The organism is Rathayibacter sp. Leaf185, from assembly GCF_001423885.1.
GTDB lineage: Bacteria > Actinomycetota > Actinomycetes > Actinomycetales > Microbacteriaceae > Rathayibacter.
In genome coordinates this window covers 882,044-907,474 of sequence record NZ_LMPP01000001.1, presented here as the reverse complement: position 1 = coordinate 907,474, position 25,431 = coordinate 882,044, and the positions used below count along the sequence as shown (strand labels likewise).

Sequence of the window (25,431 nt, the reverse complement as noted above, 5' to 3'; positions counted from 1 at the left end):
GCCGTCGGAGGGTCTTCGATGGGAGGAACGACGGAGAGGACTCGAGATCGTGACGGACGCACCGGCGGCGAGGCGCCGTCGACTGACGCTGCTGCTGTGCTCGTCCGGCTTCTTCCTGATCACTCTCGACATCCTGATCGTCAACGTGGCCCTGACCGCCATCGGCCGGGACCTCGGCGGAGACACGGTCGCCCTGCAGTGGACCATCGACAGCTACACGCTGGTGTTCGCCTCCCTGCTGCTGCTCGCCGGGAACCTGTCCGAGCGCCTCGGCGCGAAGCGCGCCTTCCGATCCGGGATCGTCCTGTTCGCGGCGGCGTCGATCGGGTGCGCAGTGGCTCCGTCGATCGAGCTGCTGATCGCGGCGCGCGCGTTCCAGGGAGCCGGGGCCGCGGTGATGCTGCCGGCGTCGATGGCGCTGATCCGCGAGGCGTACGTCGACGATCGCGAGCGGACGCACGCGCTCGGGATCTGGGCCGTCGGCGGGGCGGTGGCGACGGCCGTCGGCCCGGTCCTGGGCGGAGCTCTCACCACCGGAGACTGGCGGCTCGTCTTCGCGATCAACCTGCCGGTGTCTGTTCTGATGCTCGTCCTGCTCCGCGCCGTCGGCCGTTCTCCCGTCGCGACGTCTCCGTTCGACTGGGCCGGACAGCTGGCGTCGATCGTCGGGCTCACCGCGCTGGTCTTCGGTCTGATCGAGGGCGGTGCGGTCGGATTCGCTGAGCCGCTCGTTCTCGCGAGCCTGATCACCGCCGTCGCCGCGATCGTCCTCTTCCTCGTGATCCAGGCGCGGGTCCGGCACCCGATGATGCCGCTCGATCTGTTCCGCTCGAGGGGCATGCGGATCTCGCTCGGAGTGGGCTTCGCGTTCATGGTGAGCAACTTCGGCACGGTCTTCGTCCTGAGCCTCTTCCTCCAGCAGCAGCTCGGCCTCCCGCCGCTGCTCGCCGGTCTCGTGTTCCTGCCCGGCGCGGCCTTCAGCATCCTCGGCAACGTCGCCAGCGGAGCGCTGGCCAACCGCTTCGGGACGCGGGTCCCGATCGTCGCCGGGCTGCTCCTCCTGGCGCTCGGTCTCGCTCTCGCCGTGGTCACTGCTCCGCTCGCCTCGCCCCTGCTGGTCGGGGCGGCGGTCTGCCTCACCGGGTTGGGCGGCTCCGTCACGATGCCGCCGGTGACCTCGGTCGTGCTGAGCAGCGTCCCGCCCGCTCGAGCCGGCACGGCCAGCGCCGTGTTCAACACGTTCCGTCAGGTCGGAGGCGCGGTGGCGATCGCCGTCTTCGGCGCGTTCATCGCCGACAGAGCGACCTTCGTCCCGGGCCTGCAGCTCAGCCTCACCGTCGCGGCCGTCCTCATCGTCGGTGCTGCCGTGGCGAGCCTCTTCCTCCGCACCGGATCGGCTTCTCGACCCATTCTGTGATCCGGTCGTCCGACCCGGTGATCCCGGAGTTCGTCGACCCCGCAGCCGGTGAGCACGCCCGTCGCCGTGCGGTCAGCGGGTACGCATCGTCCGACGTCGCGCGTGAGGACCGCTTGACAGATAGCGATTTCAGGCGCATCCTGATATCGCTTTCAGAGCGGCGGATCCTGAACACGAAGGAGTGGATCGCCCGCCATCGTGTCGACGTCCGCTCTCCCGAACGCCTGAAGGCTCGACCACCCCCCTCATCTGGTGACCAGCACCGCATCGGTGTTGCTGAGGTCGCCTGCGATCACTTCAAGGAAGACGAGATCATGACTTTTCGAACCCGATTCGTCGTCGCCGCGCTCGCGGCCTCGACCGCCCTTCTACTCTCCGGTTGCGCTGCCGGCGGCGACCTCTCCTCCTCGTCGGGCGAGGATGTGCCGTGGAACGATCCCACCGCATCGCTGGAGGGTGTGACGCTGACCTACGGCGGCGGAGCGGTCGCGGACGAGGGCCTCAAGCAGGTTCAGGACGCTTTCGCGGAGGCGACGGGCGTGACGTGGAAGCAGGTCGCGTACCCGGCTCCCTACGAGCAGAGCCTTCTCACCAAGGTCGCCGCCGGCGACATGCCCGATCTCGCCGCCTGGCAGCCGACGGCCAGCTCGCTGAGCGCTCTGCAGGCCGAGCGGAACCTCCTGCCGCTGGAGGACGCTCCGTGGCTCGATCGGCTGGACCCGTCGGTCCGCGACGTCACCGGGATCCTCGATGACACGCGGTACGCGGCTCTCGTGAGTTCTCCGTCCGTCATGGGCGTCTACTACAACAAGGGCGCGTTCGAGAGCGCCGGCATCACCAGCGAGCCCAAGAACTGGGACGAGCTGATCGCTGCGGCCGAGAAGGTCAAGGCGAGCGGGGGCACTGCCTTCTACGAGGCCGGGGGCGCCCAGTGGCCGACGCAGTGGTGGGTGCAGGTGCAGCTCGCCGAGGCGGCGAAGGACGGGCTCTGGGAGGACATCAACACCAACAAGGAGCAGTTCACGGGAGCGACGATCACCGACGCGATCACGAACTACAACGATCTCTTCGCTCAGGGTCTGTTCAACTCCGACTACAAGACCGGGACGTTCGAGGACCAGGCTGCGGCACTCCTCAGCGGTGACGCCGCCATGTCGGTCCAGGTGAACGCGCTTCTGCTGCAGATGCAGCAGACCTCCACCACGGAGGACATCGACGCGAACATCGGGTGGTTCCCCATCTCCAAGGACGGCACGCTCGCCACGTCGATCCCTGACAACAAGAACGGTGTCGTCGCCTTCCGCACGGGAGACGCCGAGCGGGAGGCTGCGGCGAAGCAGTTCCTGAACTTCTGGCTCACGACCGACTACCCGGACTACCTGGCCGCGGTCAAGGGCGTCTCGATCCAGACGGACGTGCCGACTCCGGACGGTGTCCCTGAGGTCGCGTCGACGATCGCCGCCTCCCTGGGCTCCTCCGTCGGCTCGATGCAGTCGCTGGCGATCGCGAACCCCGACCTGTACATCAACCTGGCCAACATGCTCCAGGGAACGGTGACACCGGAGGAAGTCGCCTCCACCACGCAGAAGCAGTTCGAGCAGTTCGCCAAGGCGCAGGGAGCCGAAGGCTTCTAGCCCCGGTTCCGGGGTCGGGCACGCCGTGCCCGACCCCACCCTCTTGATCGGAGACTCCCATGGCACTGCCCACCACGCTCGTACGACCGCCCACGCGCGGCACACCGCAACCGCCCGCACGCAGCAGACCACGACGGTCCGCCGACCGGGCCGCGGCGAGGAACCATCCGCTCTGGTTCCTGATCCCGGCTTTCGCGATCCTCGCCGTCTTCTTCCTGCTCCCGACGGTTCTCAACTTCTTCTACGCCTTCACGAACTGGTCCGCGTACAACGACAGCGTGGACTTCGTCGGCTTCGACAACTTCACGTCCCTCTTCGGCGATGAGGAGGTGCTGCGCGCCGTCCGCGTCACTCTCGTCTGGGCGCTCCTGGTGGCGGTCTTCCAGAACTTCTTCGGGCTGGCACTCGCGCTGTTCTTCGAACGGGACACGCGGATCAACCGCATCGGCCGCGCCTTCTTCTTCATCCCCGTCCTGATCTCTCCCCTCGCGGTCGGCTACATCTTCCAGGCGTTCCTGCAGCCCTCAGGTGCTCTCAACGGGATCTTGAGCGCGATCGTCGGCCAAGAGGTGAGCACGGCCTGGCTGGGGAGCACGACCTGGTCGATCGTCGTGGTCTCCCTCGTGCAGTCCTGGAAGTGGATGGGCCTGTCGATGCTGATCTTCCTCGCCGGCTTGAAGACGCTTCCGGAGGACGTGCTCGAGGCGGCGCGCATCGACGGAGCGTCGTGGTGGAGGACGCTCCGCAGCGTCCGCTTCCCACTCCTCGCCCCCGCCATCACCTTCAACGTCGCCACCGCTCTGCTGGGTTCGATGAACGGATTCGACACCGTCCAGGCGACGACGCGCGGCGGACCGGCGCAGACGACCGAGGTGCTGAACATCTTCATCTACCGAACCTTCGGGCAGGGGCTCTACGCCCAGTCCACGACGATGAGCCTGGTCCTGTTCCTCCTCGTGGTGGTACTGGCCTTCCCCGTCATCGGTTTCCTTCGACGTCGGGAGCAGCAGCTGTGAGCACGAGAAGCATGACCGGGATCCGCCCGCCGAGAACCGGATACGCCGTCTCCCGCCGCACCGGGTCGGTCATCCACAACGTCATCGCCGTCATCGGGACTGCGGTCGTCATCGGGATTCCGCTGTGGCTGCTGGTGATCACCTCCGGCAAGAGCACCGCCGATTCGGCTTCACCGGATCTCTCGCTGCCCGCCACCTGGCACTTTGTCGAGAACTACTCGCAGGCCATCACACAGGGTGGAGTCCTCGCCGCCATGGGAGGCAGCCTCCTCGTGACGATCCCCAGCGTGCTGCTGGTCCTCGGCCTCGGTTCCGCCGCGGCCTGGGTCCTCGCCCGCCGCTCGTCCCGCCTCACGTCCGTGCTGTACTCCATCGGCATCAGCGGGATCATCCTCCCTCCCGCCGTCATCATGATCGTCCTCACGCTGAAGAGCATCGGGTTGGACGGCACTCTCGTCGGCGCGATCGGCGTCTACGGCGGCAGCTTCATGGCGACGGCGATCTTCTTCATCACCGGCTTCGTCAGGTCCATCCCTCTCGAGCTCGAAGAAGCGGCGCGCATCGATGGCGCCGGCCCGGTGGGAGTGTTCTTCCGCGTGATCCTGCCACTCCTGCAGCCCGTCCTCGCCACTGCCGCGATCCTTGTGACGATCAGCGTCTGGAACGAAGTGTTCTACGCCTTCTTCATTCTCAGCGGAGGACCGATCAGCACCATGCCGCTCGGCCTGTTCAACGTCGCCTCGCAGTCGGAGTACGTCAAGAACTGGAACCTGATCTTCGCCTACGTCGTCATCATGAGCATCCCGATGGTCGTCGCGTTCATCATCGGCCAACGCCGCATCATCGCCGGAGTCACCTCCGGCGCTGTCAAGTAAGCCGCATCCCCACTCGCCCCGTCTGCGGCTGTCCGGCCGCTCCCAGGAGGATCCATGTCCGCACTGACCCCCACGCTCACCGGCACCGACGCCGGCACCATCCGGATCGACGCGGGTGACGACGCGCTCGACCTCGTCCTCGCCCAAGACGGCGACGAGCCGCTCCGCGTGCTGCGGTTCGGGCCCCGAGGAGCGAGCGGCGACCTGGCGACCGGCCGGCCGGTCCTGGAGGTGGTCACCAGCGACTCCGGGCGAGCTCCGTCGACACCCCGTCTCATCGGGGGGCAGGCCGGGCTCGGCCTCCGCTACCGCAGTCATCGGTCGGTCGCGTCGGTCGGAGTCGTCTCGACGATCGTCCTGCTCCGGGATGACGAGGCCGGTCTCGAAGCGGAGCTGCGCCTCGAGGTCGTGCAGGGAGCCGCAGCGGTCCGCTGCACGACGGTCGTGCGCAACACCGGAACCCAGCGCCGAGTCCTGCGGTCGGTGACGTCGATGGCGCTCCGGGTCGGTGTCGGATCCCGCGCGGAGACCCGGCCGACCCGTCTCTCCCTCACCTCGGGCCGCAGCGACTGGGTCGGCGAATCGCGATGGTCCACCGCTCCGCTGGACACGTTCCTGGTCGACCTGCGCAAGGACGCACACGGCGGAGGTGCTCGGAACGGCTATGCCGTCACCTCCACCGGGACCTGGTCGACGGCCGGCACACTGCCCGTCGGCGTGCTGGCACTGTCGGACCCTGCCGAGGAGGCCGCCCTCGCCTGGCAGGTCGAGCACAACGGAGGCTGGCGCTGGGAAGTGGGGGAGGACCCCGACGGGACCTATCTGGCGTTGTCCGGCCCCACCGATCAGGACCACCAGTGGCTGCAGCCGCTCGAGCCCGGCGGATCCTTCACGACCGTCCCGGTCCTGCTTTCCGCCGGACGAGGCTTCGACAAGGCTCTCGCCGCCCTGACCGACGGTCGCCGGACGCTGCGGCGTCCGCATCCCGATTCCGCCACCCGTCCCGTCGTCTTCAACGACTACATGAACACCCTGATGGGCGATCCGACGACCGCGCGCCTGCTGCCCCTCATCGACCAGGCCGCCGAAGCGGGCGCGGAGATCTTCTGCATCGACGCAGGCTGGTACGACGACTCCGGCGACTGGTGGTACAGCGTCGGCGACTGGCAGCCCTCCACCGTCCGATTCCCGGACGGTGGCCTGATGGCGGTCCTGAACCGCATCCGGGAGCGGGACATGGTGCCCGGGCTGTGGCTCGAGCCGGAGGTCATCGGCGTCAGCAGCCCCGCCGCCGAGCGCCTTCCCGACGACGCCTTCCTGCAGAGGCTCGGGGAGCGTCTGGTCGAGCACGGTCGCTACACCCTCGACCTCCGCCATCCCGCCGCGATCGCCCACCTCGACGGCGTCATCGACCGGCTGGTCGGCGAACTGGGGGTCGGCTATCTGAAGCTCGACTACAACATCGATGCGGGTGCCGGCACGGATGTCGGAGCGCCCTCCGTCGGCGCCGGGCTCCTCGAGCACAACCGCGCGCATCTGGCGTGGCTCGATGCGGTCCTCGATCGGCACCCCGACCTCGTTCTTGAGAACTGCGCCTCCGGTGCCATGCGGATGGACGGGGCGATGCTCTCGCGCCTCCAGCTGCAGTCGACCAGCGACCAGCAGGACCCGATCGCCTACCCTCCGATCGCCGCCGCAGCTCCGCTCGCCATGATCCCCGAGCAGGCCGCCAACTGGGCCTACCCTCAGCCCGACATGAGCGACGAGGCGATCGCCTTCACCCTGTGCACCGCGATGCTGGGACGGTTCTACCTGTCGGGACGCCTCGACGGCATGAGTCCGGCCCAGCGGATGCTCGTCGCCGAAGGAGTCGCCGCGCACAAGCGACTCCGACCGGGACTCGCCCGAGCGCACGCGGCCTGGCCCCTCGGCATCGACCTGTGGACCGCACCCTGGGTCGCGCTCGCTCTCGGAGACGAGCACGAGACGCACCTCACCCTCTGGCGCCGAGAGGGGGATCGATCGATCGACGTGCCGCTGCCCGCCTTCCGCGGGGGGCCGCTCGTCGTCGAGACCGTCTTCCCGCGCCGCCTCACGCCGTGGCTCACGGAGTGGGACCAGGAGAGAGGTGTTCTCACTGTCACGCTCCCCGAGGGAGACGACGAACCCGCTGCTCGCACGTTCCGTATCGGGCGCGCACCGTTCGTCGAGCACGTGGTCATCGACGCCTCGGCGACAACCGGCGCGGTGCACGGCGGCGCGACGGGAATGCTGTACGGGCTCGCGAGCCCCGATGCACCGTCGTCCGCACTGCTGTCCGGTATCCGCCCGCGCACCCTGGCGCAGAAGGCCCCTGGGGGGCGCCAGCATCCGGGAGGCGACGCCCTCGAGGTCGCGGACGACTTCTTCGCAGCCGGAGGCGAGGAGATGGTCGTCTACCTGCAGGACCTCCTCGAGCAGTGGCCGTACGAGGAGATCGGGGTCGACCGCTACGCGGAGCTGGTGCAGGACGCTGTCCGCACGATCTCCCGGCGTGAGGACCGGGACCGCTTCGTGTACGTGCCGTTCAACGAGGGGGACTGGATCTGGTACGCCGCGTGGGACGCGGCCGGCCGGGACAGGTTCCTCGCCGACTGGACGACGCTGCACCGCGCCATCCGCGCAATCGATCCCGAAGCGCGGATCGTCGGACCGAACGAGTCCCACTACTACCCGAACCGCGTCCGGGACCTCCTCGAGTACGGCAAGGCCAACGGCGTCCTCCCCGACATCATGGCGTGGCACGAACTCCAGCCCTCCTCGCTCGAGCTGCTCCCCCGTCATCTGGAGCACTACCGCGCGCTGGAGGAGGAGCTCTCGATCCCACCGCTTCCCGTGAACATCGACGAGTACGCGAACCGGCGGGACACCTCGGTGCCCGGACGGCTCATCCAGTGGATCGACATCCTCGAGACCGGGAAGATCGACGGCGACCTCGCGTACTGGACGATGGCGGGGAACCTCGACGACCACGCGGTCGGACGGCACCAGGCGAACGGCGGCTGGTGGCTCCTCCACTGGTACGCCGCCCTGCGCGGAGAGACGGTGCGCTCCGAGACGGCCGCCTCGAGCATCCGCGACTCCCTCCACTCCCTCGCGGCCCGGGACGGGGACACCGTGACCGCGCTGATCGGTGGAGGCCGTCACCCCGTGGAGGTGGAGGTCCGCGGGCTCGCGACCGACCTGCACTGGCGTGTCGCCGTGGAGCGTGTCGAGTGGAGCGGGTACGAAGGTCCGCTCAGCAGCACCACGACCGTCGTCGACGCGCCCATCGGCACCAGCGATGGCGGACTCCGCTTCACGATCGCGAACGACGACCCCCTGGCGGCCTACCGGGTCACGATCGCGCCGGACGACGGCACTCCTCCGACTGCTGTCCCGGCCGCCGTCGTGGTGCCCGCAGACGTCGCCACGGGCGAAGGGCTGACGTGGAGTCGGCACGACGACGACATGCAGCAGTACGCGGGTACGGGCCGATCCGGTATCTCGGGAACCCCGGACGCCGGCAGCCGCGCCGAGTTCCCGGTCGTGGTGGAGCAGAAGGGCGAGCACCTCCTCGCGCTCTACTACGGAACCGACTCCGTGCCCGCGACGGCCGAGATCGAGATCGATGGACGCGACGCCGTCCGGATCGACCTGCCGGCGACTCTCGCCCGCGGGTTCACCGGACGGGTCGAGACGCCGGTCCGGCTCGACGCGGGGCCCCACGTGGTCGCCGTCCGGCCTCTCGACGGTGCCGATCTGGCTATCGACCGCGTCGAGCTCCACACGATCGTGCCGGTGCGGCACTATCCCGCAAGCCGAGCGCTGCACACCGGAGGCGAGGTGCGGCACGGAGCCGACGGCGAGAGGACGGCGGTGATCATCGGACCCGACGACAGCCTCTCCTTCCACATCGGAGTCCCCGACCGCGCCCGTTACCGCCTGAGCCTGGACAGCGACGCGGGAGCGACGGTCGAGCTCGACGGCACGGTGCTGACCAGGCTGGACAGTGTCGTGCTGCCCTCCGGCATCAGCGAGGTCCGCATCACCGCTGGTCGGCCGACGGCGATCAGGGCGCTGACCGTCGAGCGGTCGAGCGGGGGGACGTCGGAGATCCCGGTGTCCGACGAGCGGTGGCGGCTGACGGGCGGGGCTCGGCTGAGCAGCGATACGGCCGTCCCTGTCATCGACGGTCTCGGGTCGGCGGACGGGCGGCCTGCCGGCGCGGCGGAGCTCGTCGCGCCCTCTGCCGGGCGCTATCTCCTCTCGCTGCGGTACAGCAACGCCGACCGCAGGACCGGACACCTCTACAACACCGACGTCATCGACCGTCACCTCCAGATTCGAGCCGGGGACGCACCGGCGATCCCGGTGACGTTCCCCTTCACGCACGACTGGACGAATTTCGCGACGGTGTCCGTCTCGATCGATGTCCCTCGAGGCGCCGACGTCCTTCACCTGACCTCGACCACGGGCGCGGGCCCGCTCCTGGCCGGTGCCGCCCTCGATAAGGTCGAGGAGGGAGGTCCGATCTCATGAGGCAGGTCTCCGCCGGCGATGACATCCCGGCCTCGGGCAACCGCCCGTCGACCATCTCGGACGTGGCCGAGTACGCACGGGTGTCCGTACCCACTGTGTCGCGGGTGCTCACCGGAGCAGCTCGCGTCAGCCCGGACCTGACCCGACGGGTGACCGACGCGATCGAAGCTCTCGACTACCGGCCGAGTGCGACTGCCAGAGCTCTCGTGCGCGGCGTGGCCACCACGATCGCCGTCCTCAGTTCCGACACCACGATCTACGGGTACTCCTCCACGATCCGCGGCATCGAGCAGGCTGCGAGAAGGGCGGGATTCTCGGTGACGATCTCCGTCATCGACGATGAGGGGTCGAGCTCAGCCCGCGCTGCCATCGATGCGGCGCTGAGGCTGCCGCTCGCGGGCATCATCGTGCTCACGTTCGATCCCGCAGGAGTCGCTGCGCTCCCTCACCTCCCGGATCATCTCCCGGTGGTCATCGCTTCGGGGGAGATCAACGGCCTCTACCCGCAAGCTGCCCTGGACGAAGTCGCAGGAGGACGAGCGATCACCGAGCACCTCCTGCAGCTCGGCCACCGGACCGTGCACCACGTGACGGTGCCGCCCTCTCGGACGGGGATCGAGGACGGCCGGACGACCGGGTGGCGCGACGCCCTGCGCGAGAGGGGTGCCGTGGCGCCGGCGGTTTCCGCGGGCAGCTGGGAAGCCGCGTCCGGCGTCGCTATCGGCATCGACCTCGCTCACGACCCTGATGTCACGGCGATCTTCTGCGGCAATGACGAGCTCGCGATGGGGGTGATCGCCGGGCTCACGGATTCCGGCCGCAGGGTGCCGGAGGATGTCAGCGTGGTGGGGTTCGACGACCACCCGCTCTCGTCCGTCTGGCGGCCGTCGATCACGACGGTGTCGCAGGACTTCGACGACCTCGGCCAGCGTGCCTTCGCGCTGCTCGAGCGACGGATCGCGGGCGACAGAACGCCGACCCTGTCCACGGCGATTCCTCAGACAGTGCTGCGGGCGAGCTCCGGCCCACCTCCTCAAAGCCGTCAGGAGATACAGGCGTAAGAGTGTGTGTGGTTCTTGCTGCACGACAAGTGGCACCTCTACGGCGCGGCGCGCCCGCGATGGCAAATTCTTATCAACGGCCGTCAGGGTTGATCCGATAGCCCCGGTCATATCGGGTTGCCCTGAGTGCGGCCGCTCACAGAGTTCTCCGCTCCCACAGTTGGCGTCGACCCCTGCGCCTCTGTACCGGTTCGGTCAGCGTTGTGCACCGACCCCGACCATCGAGCCCACCGCCCCTCCGGCATGACCGCGACGCCGCGCGCCCGCCCGTCTCGACAGCAGAACCGACTGCTTTCTCGTCTAAAACAATGCAGAGACACCTACTAGAAAGGCCAATGATGAGCAGTTCATCCAGCGTCGGAGTGATGCTCCCGCGCGATCTTCCAGCGAACGAGATCATCGTTTTCGCCCAGCGCGCTGAAGACCTCGGCTTCGACGAAGTCTGGGTCGTCGAAGATCTCGGTTTCCGGGGCGGAATCGCCCAGGCTGCCGCTGTCCTCGCGAGCACGACACGGGTCACCGTCGGCGTGGGCATTCTGCCTGCCGGCTCGCGCAACGTGGCCTTCGCGGCGATGGAGATCGCGACCCTGGAAGAACTCTTCCCCGGTCGAGTCGTCATCGGCATCGGCCACGGCATGCCCGACTGGATGCGCTCCGTTGGTGCTTGGCCTGCCAGCCCCCTCACGCTGCTTCGCGAGTACACCATCGCTCTGACGACGTTGTTGCGAGGAGAGCCGGGTCCCGCCGCCGGCCGCTACGTCGACGTCGCGGACGTGCGCCTCGAGATGGTGCCCAGCACGCCGCCTCCTATCGTGTGGGGCGTGCGAGGTCCGAAGTCACTGGCCGCCGCTGGTCAAGTCGCCGACGGCGTCGTCCTCGCGGAACCCGCAACCCCGGAATACATCCGCTCGTCGGCTGAGACTGCAGGAATGGACACCGGTCGCGCGGGTCGTACTCCACGACTCATCACCTATGACATCGCCGCCGTCGCGCCCACGGACGCCGAAGCGCGAGAAGTGGTGCGGTCACCGCTCGGAGTCATCGGCGAGAGCGACTGGTTCCCGCACATCGCCCCGTTGCCGTTCGCCTCCGAGTTCACAGAGCTTCGCGAACACGCCGGCAGCGCTGAAGCCTTCGCTGCCGCGCTCCCGGATGAGTGGATCGACACCCTCACCCTCGCCGGCACAGCAGGACGCGTCCGCGACGGTATCGCTGCCCGGCACGCAGCCGGAGCGACGTGCGTCGTGCTCACGCCCATCGGATCCGACAGTCTTCGCGCGCTCGAGAACCTCGCAGCCGCGCTTCCTGCGCAGTAGCACGGTCACGTCCCCAGCCGCCCAGGGCTGAGGCAGCTGCCACGGCAAGGGGGCCACGACTGCGCAGGATCTGCGGAGTCGCGGCCCCCTTGGTCAATCCCGCGGTCATCACTGCGTCGTCATGCATTCCTGCGCCTCCCTCACAAGACCCGCCGGTCCCGGATCGCCGTCGAATGTCCAGCTCCCGCTCTGACCGTCGATCCGCGCCCACACTCGAAGGCGCCCCCGGGCCGCCCGACTTCATGAAGGAAATCCGTGTCCTCCGCCCTGTCCCGGCGCCGTCTGGCGCTGTTCGCACTGTTCTTCATCCCCGGCTTCTCGATCGCCTCCTGGGTCACCCGTACCCCCGCGATCAGGGACCTCCTCGGCGCCTCCACTGCTCAGATGGGACTCGTGCTCTTCGGCCTGTCCGTCGGCTCCATGATCGGCATCCTCGGCTCCGGGCCCCTCGTGGCCCGTTTCAGCACCCGCCCCGTGATCCTCTTCGGAGTAGCTCTCGTCGTCGTGAGCATGCCCACCGTGGGCCTCGGAGCCGCCGTGTCGAGCGCCGCTCTCGCGACCGCCGGTCTGGCCCTGTTCGGCCTGGGCATGGGCAGTACCGAAGTCGCGCTGAACATCGACGGCGCCGACCTCGAAAGGGCCATCGCCAAGCCCGTCCTCCCCGCGTTGCACGGCTGCTTCAGCCTCGGCACCGTCATCGGTGCCGTCGCCGGCATCGCCTTCACCGCCACCTCCTTCTCCGTCGTCTGGCATCTCGTCCTCGTCGGAGTCGCCGTCGGCGCCGTCGTCCCCCTCGCGATCCGCCACATCCCCGGCGGCGTCGGGCAGAGCACGCGAGCCGACCCGCGAACGGACGCAGAGACGACGGTGAAGCCCGCCCCCGTATGGGCCGACCGCACACTGCTGCTCATCGGCGTGATCGTGCTCGCGATGGCCCTCGCCGAGGGCACCGCGAACGACTGGCTGCCCCTTGTCATGGTCGATGGACACGGCTTCACCGCCGCTTTCGGCTCCGCGGTCTACGCCGTCTTCGCAGCCGCGATGACCATCGGACGCTTCGCCGGCGGCTACTTCGTGCACCGCTACGGCCGCGCCGCAGTCCTCACCGTCAGCGCCGCCGCCGCCACCGGAGGGCTCGCCCTTGTCAGCTTTCCCGACAGCCAGGTCCTCGCCGGCGCCGGAGTCCTTCTCTGGGGGCTGGGCGCCTCACTCGGCTTCCCCGTCGCCCTCTCCGCTGCCGGCGACTCCGGGCCCCGCCCGGCCGCACGCGTCTCCTTCGTCGCGACCCTCGGCTACGTCGCGTTCCTGGTAGGGCCGCCCGCCCTCGGTTTCCTCGGAGAGCACTTCACCCTCCGCGCGGCACTGATCATGCCCATGATCCTCGTCGTCATCGCGATCTTCGTCGCCCCAGCCCTCCGCGGGCAGACCGCCACCGACTCCCTTGCCCTCGACGACCGGTCAGGTTCAGGGCGGCGCGACTCGTGACCCCGGCTGCGATCGGCTCCGGCCCGCACGAGGCCGTGATCCTGGACCACTCCGACCCTCACGAGGTCGAAGGCGTCCGCGACGAGCTCGCGCCCGACTATCTGGGGAGCACCGCGGGAGGCGGTGCATCACTGCCTCGAAGCGGGAAACGGGTCTGAGTCGGGGTGGTCGGACGACCTGCGCGGTGGGGAGTCCGCGGGGGGAGAACCGTCCGAGACGGGGAAGCAGCCGCACTGGGTCCATGAGCCCGACGCGGTTCTCGTCCTCGTCGGCGTCGTCTCGCGGGGTGGCCGGATCAGCCGAGGGTCGAGGGCGACAGGCAGGGTGGCGGCTACGGTCGGAAGCCTCCCGTAGCCGAGCAACCGCTCTTGCAGGAGGGCTGCCGAAGCGTGCTCGCGGAGCTCGAGGCCGCGTCCGCACCGCGCAGTCTGCGGGCACCCGATGGTGGGGGCGCGGCAGCTCTCGGCCGACTCGCTGAGCACCCACTCGCGGAGTTCACTCGGATGACGAGTTCTTCCCGCTCGAACCTCTCCGACAGAGCCGACCACCTCTATCGATACGGCTCAGTCGCCGTTGCGCAGGTCGACGACGGTTCGGCGCTCGAACGCGATGTCGGTGAACGAGACTCGGCATCCGTCTCCGGTCGGGCTCTGCACCTCGAAACCCACCGACAACCGGGTCGCCGCTCCCGGCAGCGTGAACGCGCGGACGAAACGCCAACCAGTCGCGTCGTGCGCGTGGAAAGCCAGAACGTTCCCTACCCGCGCGAGACGAAGTCGCGCTTCGGGAGCGTTCACGATGAACCCGTTGGCGTCATCCGAAGTCCCTTTCGTGACGACCGAGACGATCATCACCTCTCCCGCGGGAGAACGCTCGAAGCACAGCTTCGCCCAGTTGCTGTCGTCGACCCACGCGAGCAGAACCCCCGCGTCGAACGTCGCTCGATGATCGGGCGTCACTTCGGCGGCGAAGGTGAAGTCTCCCTCTGGTGGAGACCCGAGGAGGGTGTGTGCGTTGAGCAGAGTCTCCGCGGCGACACCGCTGTCCCCACTGGGGTCTACGAAGAGATCCGTTCCCGCGGGGGCGGCTCCCTCGATGCCTGACGACGTGGTGGTCCAGTCCGACCCCTCGGATGCGAGGAGATCGAACGGCAGGTGGGAAAGGCGCATGACGGAAGCCTAACGAGAGCGGGAACCGGCCCTCCTCGAGAACGTTCTGATGATCGCCGGTGGGCTGCCTGGCGGCTCTCGACTGAAGGAGACGGTCGCGCATCGCCGCGATCTCCGCTGGGGAATGAGCCTGTGATGGATCGATCGCGCCGAGCCGCACCTGGAGTGACGCGATGGCAGGCGCGCGCAGAACGGCAGACGGCAGGCGACACGATCGGTCCTGCGTGGGGACATTGCGCGCGACTTGTGCTCGGATCGGGGATCCGACTGCGTCGACCAGGAGGGATCCACCTCGTCGGGCGCGGAAGCCGCAGCCGGACGAGGCTCCGCCTCACTTCGTGTCGCGACTCAGAACGGCGAGCGACGGGGCGCGGCCCGACTCGATGTGGGCGGCGGCGACCGCCTCCGCCAGGCGCGGGTTGCCGGAGCGGATGGCACCAAGTCGAACACGGTGATCTCGCTGCAGAGTGCGCACAGGGTGTATTCGAGCGTATCCACCATCCGCTACACGAGAACGTCTAGCGGCCGGACGCCCCGCCTACCCCTGGAAGTACACGTCCACGAAGTAGTTCGTGCTGGTGTACGCCGACGTCGGCATCACTCCGCCCGACCCGTACCGGTACACCCCGTTGGGCGCGGACGCCGTCGTCAGCGCGCCGTTGGTCACCGACGACGCGAGCCCGCTCGGCGTCGCCGAGTAGTACCCCGCCGGAGCCAGGTACGACACCGTGTACCGCGCCCCCGGCGCGAGGCTCACCGGCGACGCGAACGCCGCGCTCTGCCAGCCGCTCGCGGTCTCGCCGGTGAAGGTCACCTGCGCGATCCGCGTGCCGGAGGCGTCCCACAGCGATCCGACGTGCGTCCCGGTGTTGCGGGAGCCCTTGTAGAACGCGATGCCGGTCGCACTGCCCGCGGCGGAGGCGGTGAAGCTCATCCCCACCTCGACCGAGGACGGGTCGTCGGCGGAGGCGGTCGCGGGCGTCGCGTCGGCGAACAGGCGCGTGCCCGCGGGGAGGGGAGCGGGCGTCGGGGTCGCAGGAGCCACCGTCGGCGCGAACGTGACATCGACGAGGTAGTTCGTGGTCGAGCGCGACCCGGCGAAGCCGCCGCTGTACGAGTACGCACCGGAGTCGCTCGCGGTGACGAGCGGGCCGCGCGTGCCTCCGGAGCCGAACCCGTTCACGGTGGCCGAGTAGTTCCCCGTGGTCGTCGTGTAGGCGGCGACGTAGTCGGTCCCGGCCGTCACGGCCACCGGTGCAGCGAACACGACCGACTGCCAGCCGCCCGTGCTCTCGCCGACGAACGTCGCCCGGCCGATCTCGGCTCCGGTGTCGGCGTTCGAGAGCGTCCCGACGTGGGTACCGGTGTTGCCGGGGCCCTTGTAGAAGCGCACGCCGGTGACGGTGCCGTCGACGGTCGGCGCGAAGCGGACTCCGAGGGTGACCGGGTTGCCCTCGGCGACCTGCGCGATCCCGGGAGCAGTGGAGTCGTCGAAGAGGCGGCAGGGGCAGACCCCTACGACGGCGTCCGGCGCCTGGGTCGTGAAGGTCCAGCTGCCACCGGCCGTGACGGCGCCTCCGGTGGTCGCGGTGCCCGCGAGGGTGGCGGTGTAGGTGGTCGACGCCGCGAGCGGGGCGCTCGGCGTGAAGGTCGCGGTGCGGGTGGTCGCCGAGTAGGCCGTGCTCCCCGCCACGCTCGCTCCGGAGGCGGTCTTCAGCGTCATCGCGACCGAGGCCGACGTCACGGCCTTCGAGAAGACTCCCGACACGCTCGTCGAGCGCGCGACGCTCGACGAGCCCGCGAGCGGCTTCTGCGACGCGACGCTCAGGGGAGTCGAGTCGACCGTGCTGTAGACGGCGTCGACGTAGTAGTTGCCCGCGCGGTAGCTGTCGGCGGGGAATCCGCCGGAGGTGCTGTAGACCCCCGCCGGCTCCGCGCCGAAGCCGCCGGCGACCCGCAGCGGAGCGGCGTCGTAGCCGGCGCTCGCCCAGAACCACTCGGCCGCCGAGTAGCGGCCGGTCGTGGTCGTGTACGAGACGACGTACGGGGTGCCGGCCGTCACGGCGACGGGCGCGGCGAACGAGGCGGTCTGCCATCCGCTCGCCGTCTCGTTCGCGAAGGTGAGGGTGCCCAGCTGCCGGCGGTCGAGGCTCCAGAGCGTGCCGGTGTGGGTGCCGGTGTTGGCGGCGCTCTTGTAGAAGCGCACGCCCTGGATGAACCCGTCGGCGGTCGGCGTGAAGCGCAGCCCGAGGGTGACCGGGTCGGTGTCCCCGGAGTCGATCGTCCGGGGCGTCTCGGCACCGAACACGCTCGCCGTGCCGGTGATGGTGACGGTGCGGCTCACCGCGGTGCCGATGGTGGCGCTGTCGTCGACGGCGCGCACCCTGATGGTGCCGCTGCCCGACCCGTGCTGCACGTAGCTGTAGGTCCAGGACGTGGTCCCCGTCGCCGGGTGCCAGGTGGCACCGTCGGTCGAGACCTCCACGCCGGCGACCCGTCCCGAGGCGTCGGCCGCGGTGCCCGAGACCGTCACCGTGCTGCCGTTGGCCTTGCTCGTGGTGCCGGAGGGGTTCGTGATCGAGACGGTGGGGCCGGCGGTGTCGGTGCTCTTCGTGGCGGCGACCAGGCCGGTCATCAGGGTGGTGGGCTGCACGCCCATGTCGGCGAAGAGGTTCACCTGGGCCTGCTGCATCCGCACGTCGGCCGGCGCGCCGTCGCCGTCGTGCTCCTGGTCGAGGCCCCACGTCCACTGCACGGAGCCGGCCGAGAAGACCAGCGCGCCGCTGGCGGCCTTGTAGAGCGTGAGGTTGTGCCGGGTGGTGCCCGGCGCGACGGTGTTGCCGAAGTCCTGCAGGTACTCGGGGACCGCTCCGGTCGTCGTCGAGAGCCGGACCAGGCCCGGTGGGCGCGCGCCGTTGTCGAGGTCCTCGTTCGACTCGTAGCCGATCGTGTGCGGGGCGAGCGCCGCGCTGCTGCCTGTGGCGAGCTTGGTGAGCGAGGTGTTGCGCCAGAGCCGCAGCTTCCCCTCCGCGGCGCTGACCGTCACCGGCAGATCGGAGTAGTTGGACATGTAGAGCGTGCCCGCGAGGCTGTTCTCGGGGCGGCCGCCTCCGTTCGCCACCGAGGCGAAGCGCGGGTCGCGCCACGTGCCGGTCGACTCGGCCGCCGGGTCGGTCTTGGCGTTCGCCCACGTCTCCTTGTAGGTGACGATCGTGCGGTAGTCCGTGCCTCCGGTGGTCGGCGAGGGCTCGTAGCGGGTGCGCCAGTAGTTCTCATTGCCCGAGAGGAACTGGAGGTGCACGCCCGCGTCGCGCGCGGCCGTGACGTTCGCCCGCTGGGCGCCCGACCAGTACTCGTCGTGGCCGACCGAGAGGAAGGTGCGGTGCTGCTTGAGCGCCGAGCCGAAGCGGTCGGTGTCGATGCCGCTGAAGTAGCTGACGTCGTAGCCGTTGCGCTCGAGGAAGCGCACCAGCGGGTACTCGTTGGCGAAGTAGAAGTCGCGGCCCGCGTTGTCGCCGCGGGTGGTGACGGGGCGGTTGTAGCTCAGCTTGTAGGCGCGGCCGTTCGCCCCGCCCGAGTAGAAGTTGGAGCCTCCGTAGGTGTTGTAGGCCTGCCACGACGTGTCGGAGGTCTGGAACAGCACGGCCGAGGTGCTCGCGGTGTCGCGCACGACGAAGGTGATCTGGCTCCGGCCGCCCGTGTCGGCGCGGCTGAGCAGGGCGAAGTAGACGCCCGACACGGCGGTGCTCGGCACGTCCCAGCCCGCCGAGACGCCCCAGGTGCCGCAGTCGTAGAGCTCGGTGGTGACGTCCGAGAGGCATTCCGGCTGGATCTGCGGGAGGCTCGCGGTCGGGGCGGTGGAGGCGATGAGGCGCGCGCCCTTCCCGGCGTACCAGCCGGTGCGGTAGATGTCGACGGAGTAGGCCGCGGCGTCGGTGTCGATCTTGAAGTCGATGCGCCGGCCGACGTTCACGCTGATGTCGGTGGCGTAGCCCTGGATCGACGGGTCGCCGGCGCCGGAGACGTCCCAGACCGAGGGATCGGCGCCCGATCGCGAGTTCTCGCAGACGATGGCGTTCTGCCCCGCCGCGCACGGGGTCTCGGCGCTCGCCGTCGGGACCACGGTGCCGACGACGGCGAGCGCGATCACGGCGGTGACCGCCAGGAGGGTGGCGCGCACACGACCCCCGCCGAACGCCACTGCGCGCCTATACCTCGGAAACCTCACGCGCACATCTTGGCGTGAAATGACCCTCGGTGCCCCCCGTCCTGTCGCTGAACGAGGAGAGATTCCCTCGGCTCCGCCGATGACCGGAGACCTTTTGGTCTGTTCGGGGGGTGGGGCGCGCTCCGGGCCGGCTCCTACAGTGGCGGAGCCGGTCATCCGGTCTCGCGGTGAGATCTCGCTGCGATCCGGATACAGGAGTTCTCGAGAGCGGATCCGTGCTGCTGACGAGGCAGGGAGGGTCCTGGCACGAAGGGTTCTCGACGGGAGGCACCACGCCGGAGCCGACGCCGGGCGGGTCGGGCGCGGCACCCGTGGGTCCGTCCGGGGGAGTGACGGAGGCGGTCGCTCCGGCCGCCGCCGACCCCGTGTCAGCGCGGGGCGGGCGGCTCGCCGCGACGGGCACCGACGCGCTCGGGATGCTCGCGGCCGGCTCGGTGCTCGCGCTGCTCGGGGCCGCGCTGATCGGACGCCGGGCGCTCCGACGGGGTGTGCAGGGGCGCGGACGCTGACGCGATCGACGCCCTCCGCGCAGCCGCAGTCGTCATGACGGCTGCGGCTGCGCGGCTCCCGGGCACTGCGCCGGTCACCTCCTCCGGAGGTCGAGGCCGGCGAGGATCGGCTGGTCGACCTTCGCGTCGAACGACACTGTGAGGCCCGTGCCGCCCGTCGCCGTCGCCACGCCGTCGAGGTCGTAGTTCGTGAACGCTCCGACGAGGGCGACGAGGTCGAGGTCTTCGACCAGCACCGTGTCGCCGAGGCGCACGCGGAACACGCGCTGACCCGCGGTGTCCTTCTGGGTCTCCGCGAAGCGCAGCCGCACGTCGTAGGTGCCGTCGGGAACATCGAACCGGTAGGCGGTCATCCCTACACGGAAGAACTGGTAGAGCGGATCCTCGGTGGAGCCGTTGATCCATCCCGCATCCGTCCACCCCAGGGTTCCGCCGACGGCGCCCCAGCCCCCTTCGCGATACTCCTGGTCCTCGATCCACACCGTCTCGTCCGGGTCGACGTACTGCGTGACCCCGCCGATGTTGACGGGAAGCCGACGGACGATCGACGACGGATCCGCGAGCACGGGGGAGTACCGGACGAACGCGATCTCCACGTCGTCCTTCACGGTCGCGGCACCACGGCCGTGAGCAGTGAACGTGTTGCGCCCGTCGACGAAGGGCACCTCCCACACCGCCTCGGAGGCGGCGCCGGTGGCCTTGGTCCCCAGCGAGACGCCGTTGTGCACGAGCTCGATCCGGCCCTGGTTCGAGTACACCTTCAGCGGCTGCGTCACGGTCGCGGCACCGGTCGACTCGGCGGTGCCGGCGCGCCGCGTCCACTCGTGGGCCGCGATGTGCACCACCGGAGTCTCGAGCCACTGCGACCGGTAGAGGCCGACCACGTCCTTCGGCGTGCGGTCGGGGTGCATGATCCCCTTCTGGTTCACGTGCGGGATGGTGCCCGACCGGTCCTCCGAACCGAACTCGAACTGCGCCCACAGCGTGGTGCCGACGAGCCAGGGCCGCTCATTGATGGCGGCGAGGTACTTTTCGTTGAAGAGCTGCTGGAACTCGACGGACTGCTCCTTGTAGCTGACACGGCCCGACTGCGGGTCGACGGGCAGCTCGGTGGCGCGGACCCAGTGCAGGCGGCTGTCGCTGTCGGCGCCGTACTCGCTGACCCACAGCGGCCGGTCGGGGTACGTGGCGTGCTGCTCGTCGAGGAACCGGGCGAAGTCGTCCAGGCCCGAGTAGTACCAGCCGTGGTAGAGGTTCCACGCGGCGATCTTCGGGATGTCCGCGAGGCCCAGGGTGTTGTAGCGGTTCGCGGTGTCGCGGTTCATGGCCATGACGGTGGGACGACTCGGGTCCTCGGCTCGGACGACCTCCTCGAGCCGGCGGGCGAGGTCGACGATGTACTGCTCGTACCCGGGCGGGGTGGGGCGCGGCGCCTGCAGGAGGATCTCGTTCATGTATCCCCAGAAGACGACGCTGGGGTGGTTGAAGTGCTGCCTGATCATCTCGACGGTCTGCGAGACGCTCGAGGCGGTGAAGCCGTCGCTGATCGTGGCGCGGCTGACCAGGGGCGCCTCCTCCCACAGGATGAGCCCCAGCTCGTCGGCGGCCTCGAGGACTGCGGGCGCCTGCGGGTAGTGGGCCAGCCGCAGGACGTTCGCGCCCATGTCCTTGATGATCTGCACGTCGCGGCGGTGCTCGTCGTCGGTGAGCGCGTTGCCCTTCCCGACGATGTCCTGGTGCCGGTTGACCCCGCGGAGGGGGTAGGCGGCTCCGTTCAGCGAGAACCCGGTCGCGGCGTCGAAGGAGTACCAGCGGAAGCCGAGCGGGGAGTCGACGCGGTCGATGCGCAGGTCGGCCTCGATGACCGTGCTGACCCGGTAGAGCGTCGGCGACTCGGGTGACCACAGTGTCGGGTTGCTGATCCGGGGCAGGGTCCGCGTCACCTCGCGGGTCTCGCCGGGGGCGAGCGTGTACTGCGCGGTGTCGAAGACGACCTTGCGGCCGCGGGAGTCGAGCACCGCGTTGAGCAGGCGGACCTTCTTCGTGGACCCGCCCTCGTTGACGAGGCGGGCCTTGACCGCCACGGTCGCCGAGGCGGCGGAGACGCTCGGCGTGCTCACGAACACACCGGAGGAGCCGCTGTCGAGCATGTCGAGGTGGACGTCCTCGGTGATGACGAGCCAGACATTGCGGTAGAGGCCGCCGTAGAAGGTGAAGTCGGCGGTCAGCGGTGCGATGTCGGGGTCGATGGCGTTGTCCACGCGCACCGCGAGGTCGATCCGCCCGCTCGCGACGGCGGCGCGTGCCTGCGCCGAGACGTCGACGGTGAACGCCTGGTAGCCGCCGACATGGCGGCCGACCGCGACGCCGTTCACGAACACCTCGGCGACCTGGTTGGCCCCCTCGAAGTGCAGGAACGCCCGCTTCCCCGGCGGTACCGTCGCCGTCTTGGGCACCTCCACACTGCGGCGGTACCACCCGGGCCCCTGGTAGTAGCCGGGCTCGTCGTCGATCGAATCCTGGTCGTTCCAGGTGTGCGGGAGCGTCACGCTCTCCCATCCCGCCGTCGACGTGATCGCCGCGTCGGCGGCGTCGGTGCGCGAGAACGACCACCCCGTGTCGAGGAGCACCCGATCGCGCTGGCGGGTGATCGACGGGATGCTGAAGCCGCCGGGCGTGCTCCAGGCGGCTCCGGCACTCAGCGCACCGATGGCGGCGCCGGCGCCTGCTCCGATGAGCACGGAGCGCCGTGTGGGGGTGATGTTCTTCAGGACGTCGTTCATGTCGGACCCTCTCCTTTGACGGACGCTTCGGACATTAGGACGGAGCCGAGCGGAGACGATATGGCTTGCCGTCAGTTGCCGCGGATCCGCCCGTGCTGGGTGAGGAGGCACCGACGGGAGCGATCGCGCCGAGCTGGAAGTGGCGTCTGATCAGGGCGGAGGCTCGCCGGTGATCAGGGCGGAGGCTCGCCGGTCGGCCGTGAACGACTCCCCCGTCGCCAGGCGCACGCTCGCCGCTGACGGGTACTGCACGGGGCGGGCCAGGCCCCTGCGGACTGCTGGTCAGACGATCATCGTGTCCGCGTCACCGTCACGTCCTCGGTCAGCGAGATCTCGCGACCATCGACGGTCGCCGTCAGGGTGACCGCGATCGTCCCTGTCGGGAGCGAGGTGCCGGGGAGGGTGATGGTCCTCGTCACGGTAGCTCCCGCCTTGAGCGCGGGCAGCTTCACGGTGCCGTAGGGCGTCGTGAGGGCCACACCGGCCGCGACGTCCTCGTTGTTCGTGGCCGTGACGGTCACCTTCGTCGTCCGTCCCGACACCGTCGAGACGGCGGAGAGGTCGATATCCAGGGTGCTGGTCCGCTCGTACGAGAGTCCGTGGCCGAACTCGAACAGCGCCCCGTCATCGGTCTCGTCGTACCCGGCGAGGTCGCTGTACTGCTGCTCGACCGCCGCGCGGGTCCCGGCCAGGGCGAACGGCATGCGTCCCTGCGGGTCGAACGCGCCCGAGAGCACATCCATCAGCGCCGTCGGGCTGCTGCCGAAGCCGGCCACGATGGCACCGGCGTCGCGCAGTCCGCTGGCCTCGTCGAGGACGAACGGCTGGCGGAAGTACACGTTGAGGATCACCTTGTCGGGATCTCCGACCTCGGCCATGGCCTGCTGGACCACGTCGAGCGACGGGGTCACCTGCCACGACTCCGACTCCGACATCCCCGTGAAGTCGAGGATGCTCGACTCCCACGGCAGCGAGCCGCCGAAGCGCAGACCGTTGTCGCTGCAGCTCGCCGCGGGGTCGATCACGCAGGCGTCCGTCGCGCCGTAACGGCTCTCCCCGTCGAGTCCTTCGAAGCCCTCGGCGACGATCGGGTTGATCGGCGCTGTCTCGGCCGCCACGCGGCTGTCGTACTGACCGGTGTTCACGTTGTTCGCGCGCATCGAGACGATGACGTGATCGCTGCCCTCCGCGCTCGGGCGGTTGCCGTTCTCGTCGAGCACGTTGCCGTCGACGACCTCGTAGCCGTACTCGGCGACGACGGCCGGGTCGAGGTCGCCCAGGACGTAGACCTTCGCGCCCTCCGTGAGGGGCAGCGCGGCGGTGCCCGCCGACGTCGTCTCGTTCTGCAGCAGGACGAGCGACTTGCGCTGGAGGTCGAGGGCGGTCTCCTCGTTCTCGGCCGAGCCGACGATCGCGTCAGCGGCCGCCGCATCGACGTAGGGGTCCTCGAAGAGCCCCATCTGGAACAGCGGCGTCAGCAGGCGGTCGGCCGCGAGCGAGACGCGCTCCTCGGTGACCAGACCCTGCTCGACGAGATCGGTGATGGTCTTCGTGTCGCTGAAGCCCGACAGCGTGTCGGTGCCGCCGTTGATCGCGGTGGCCACGCGCTCCGGGACGGTCGCGTCCTCGAGCCCCCAGGCGCGATCGGTGATGATCCCGGTGTCAGAGTTGACGTAGCCGTCGAAGCCGAGGTCGTCCCTCAGCAGGCCGTTGACGATCTGGTCCGAGAAGGCCATGCCGAGCGGGTTGTACTGGACCCCCTGGTACTCGACGTCGATCGGGACGCCGTAGTACGGCATGATCGACGACACTCCGGCGTCGATGGCGGCCTCGAACGGCTTGATGTGGTCGCCGAACGCGCCACCCGGGTAGACCTGGGTCTTGCCGAACGAGTAGTGCGGGTCGAAGCCGAGCTCCTGCGGTCCGCCGCCGGGGAAGTGCTTGAGCGTGAGCGCGACGTCGGTGTCGGCCGAGAGCGAGACCCCCTCGCCGTCGACCGGTCCCTGCAGCTCGCGCACGAGGGTGCCCATGATCTCGGAGTTGAGGTCGGCGTTCTCGGTGAACGTCTCGTGGGTGCGGTACCAGCGCGGCTCCGTCGAGAGATCGGCCATGTAGCCGTACATCCCGCGCAGGCCGATCGCCGACCATTCATCGCCCATGACTCCGGTGAAGTCCTCGATGACCCCCATGTCGCCGAGGGTCGCGGTGTCGTTGACCTGCGCCTCGCCGAGCGCGGCCGCGGCGAGTCCCGCCTCCTTGGGGAAGGCCGTCATCGCGCCGGCCGCCTCGTTGATCCCGAAGCGGACATCGGGATCGATGTGGTTGCGGGCGTTGGACTTGAACAGCGACGGGATCCCGAGTCGGCTCGCCTCGGACAGCTCCTGCACCGAGTTCGTGAATGTCGCGGCCTCACTCGCGGTCGGCGAGGTGCACGACGCCGAGGCGGCATCGGCGACGACGCTCCTGAAGACGAAGCGGCGCATGTTCTGGTCGTTCAGGAGCGCCACCCCCGAGGCCGGCACGATGCCGCGCTCGCCCGTGGTCTCGTCGCAGGAGGCGTTCATGGTGTTGATCAGCATGAGTCCCGCCTTCTCGGCGAGGGTCATCCGCCCGACGAGGTCGCCGACGCGCTCCTCGACGGAGAGGCGCCAGTCCTCGTAGGGCTCGACGGCTCCGGTGCCGTTGAGGTCGCGGAACTGCACTCCGTCGAGGGTGACGGTGTCCTTGACCCTCGACTCGATGGTCGGCTGACTGACCGCCGCGGCGGCGGGGAGGGCCTGGGCCGTGACGGCCCCTCCCGTCAGCGCCAGCGCGGCGATGGTCGACACGGCGAGCGCTGAGCGCCTCTGGCGTCGTGTCCGGGTGGATGGCATCGATCGATCTCCTTTGATCCTCTGGCTGAACGCCCGGCTCGCGGGCACCGCCCCCAGGGCAGTGGCCCTACTGTGTCGCCGCCCTCAGTGGCCGAGAAGCGATTGCCAGCAGTTGTCGCCGTTGCAGAGGGTCAGACCCGGCCGGAGAGATCGAGCGCGACGTGAGCGAATCCCGCCGCGCCGACCGCTCGCAGCACCTCGCCCCTCAGCGGGCTGTTCGCGATGAGGCTGAGCTCGCGCGCGGGCGCGGCGATGATCGCGAGGTCCCCGCGGTGCAGCACTCTGACCTCCGCGAGTCCCAGCCGTCGCAGCTCGTACTCGGCCACATCGACCTGAGTCGCCTGCTCGGGAGTGAGGCCGGTCGCGGCGGCGGAGCTCTCGTCCGTCTCGCCGGCGATCTCGTTCTTCGACGGGTCGGTCATCCGGTCATGCTGCCTCACTCCGGCGGCTCCGCCGCCTGTTGCTGCTTGTTGCCAGAACAATGTCGATCCAGCGGCATCCGTTG

General features: G+C 69.5%; 14 protein-coding genes. 9 read left to right on the top strand and 5 right to left on the bottom strand.

The window, feature by feature from the left end; all coding sequences use genetic code 11:
- Positions 1-49: 49 nt before the first annotated feature.
- The 8 genes from ASG06_RS04385 (at position 50) to ASG06_RS04350 (ending at position 13,364) form a co-directional block, all read left to right on the top strand.
- A complete protein-coding gene (locus ASG06_RS04385) occupies positions 50-1,417 on the top strand; it encodes a DHA2 family efflux MFS transporter permease subunit (protein WP_197409355.1) in 1,368 nt (455 codons plus the stop codon).
- 314 nt (positions 1,418-1,731) lie between these two features.
- The gene (locus ASG06_RS04380; protein WP_056038999.1) at positions 1,732-3,051 is read left to right on the top strand and encodes an ABC transporter substrate-binding protein; all 1,320 of its coding nucleotides are present in this window, start codon (positions 1,732-1,734) and stop codon (positions 3,049-3,051) included.
- A gap of 59 nt (positions 3,052-3,110) precedes the next feature.
- On the top strand, positions 3,111-4,067 hold the full coding sequence (locus ASG06_RS04375; RefSeq protein ID WP_197409354.1) for a carbohydrate ABC transporter permease: 957 nt from the start codon (positions 3,111-3,113) through the stop codon (positions 4,065-4,067).
- A gap of 11 nt (positions 4,068-4,078) precedes the next feature.
- Complete coding sequence (locus ASG06_RS04370) at positions 4,079-4,942, top strand: carbohydrate ABC transporter permease (RefSeq protein ID WP_082498927.1); 864 nt, start codon at positions 4,079-4,081, stop codon at positions 4,940-4,942.
- 54 nt (positions 4,943-4,996) lie between these two features.
- Entirely contained in the window at positions 4,997-9,502 is a 4,506-nt protein-coding gene (locus tag ASG06_RS20180; RefSeq protein ID WP_082498926.1) for an alpha-galactosidase, read from the top strand.
- Complete coding sequence (locus tag ASG06_RS04360; RefSeq protein ID WP_231727608.1) at positions 9,499-10,563, top strand: LacI family DNA-binding transcriptional regulator; 1,065 nt, start codon at positions 9,499-9,501, stop codon at positions 10,561-10,563. The genes ASG06_RS20180 and ASG06_RS04360 overlap by 4 nt, the downstream gene beginning before the upstream one ends.
- A gap of 338 nt (positions 10,564-10,901) precedes the next feature.
- Positions 10,902-11,879 carry an LLM class flavin-dependent oxidoreductase gene (locus ASG06_RS04355; protein WP_056040465.1) on the top strand — a complete coding sequence of 326 codons (978 nt, stop codon included), beginning with the start codon at positions 10,902-10,904 and terminating at the stop codon, positions 11,877-11,879.
- 255 nt (positions 11,880-12,134) lie between these two features.
- Positions 12,135-13,364, top strand: coding sequence for an MFS transporter (locus ASG06_RS04350; protein ID WP_056038996.1), 1,230 nt, complete (start codon positions 12,135-12,137; stop codon positions 13,362-13,364).
- A 563-nt stretch (positions 13,365-13,927) separates the two neighbouring features.
- On the opposite strand, the gene ASG06_RS04345 is transcribed toward ASG06_RS04350, so the two are convergent.
- Together ASG06_RS04345 and ASG06_RS04340 are read right to left on the bottom strand one after the other, a co-directional pair.
- Positions 13,928-14,533 (bottom strand): DUF1349 domain-containing protein, encoded by a 606-nt coding sequence (locus ASG06_RS04345; protein ID WP_056038990.1) that lies wholly within the window; start codon positions 14,531-14,533, stop codon positions 13,928-13,930.
- 538 nt (positions 14,534-15,071) lie between these two features.
- Positions 15,072-18,713 (bottom strand): DUF4082 domain-containing protein, encoded by a 3,642-nt coding sequence (locus tag ASG06_RS04340; RefSeq protein ID WP_327205480.1) that lies wholly within the window; start codon positions 18,711-18,713, stop codon positions 15,072-15,074.
- A gap of 359 nt (positions 18,714-19,072) precedes the next feature.
- Between ASG06_RS04340 and ASG06_RS04335 the strand changes: the two genes are divergently transcribed.
- Entirely contained in the window at positions 19,073-19,270 is a 198-nt protein-coding gene (locus ASG06_RS04335) for a hypothetical protein (RefSeq protein WP_156465856.1), read from the top strand.
- A gap of 74 nt (positions 19,271-19,344) precedes the next feature.
- Here the strand turns inward: ASG06_RS04335 and ASG06_RS04330 are convergent, their stop codons facing one another.
- The 3 genes from ASG06_RS04330 to ASG06_RS04320 all read right to left on the bottom strand — a co-directional run bounded on the left by ASG06_RS04330 (position 19,345) and on the right by ASG06_RS04320 (position 25,348).
- On the bottom strand, positions 19,345-22,053 hold the full coding sequence (locus tag ASG06_RS04330) for a glycoside hydrolase family 2 (protein ID WP_056038983.1): 2,709 nt from the start codon (positions 22,051-22,053) through the stop codon (positions 19,345-19,347).
- Positions 22,054-22,343: 290 nt separating this feature from the next.
- A complete protein-coding gene (locus ASG06_RS04325; RefSeq protein ID WP_082498924.1) occupies positions 22,344-24,926 on the bottom strand; it encodes a glycoside hydrolase family 3 N-terminal domain-containing protein in 2,583 nt (860 codons plus the stop codon).
- Between the two features lie 131 nt (positions 24,927-25,057).
- The gene (locus tag ASG06_RS04320) at positions 25,058-25,348 is read right to left on the bottom strand and encodes a hypothetical protein (protein ID WP_056038980.1); all 291 of its coding nucleotides are present in this window, start codon (positions 25,346-25,348) and stop codon (positions 25,058-25,060) included.
- Positions 25,349-25,431 lie beyond the last annotated feature (83 nt).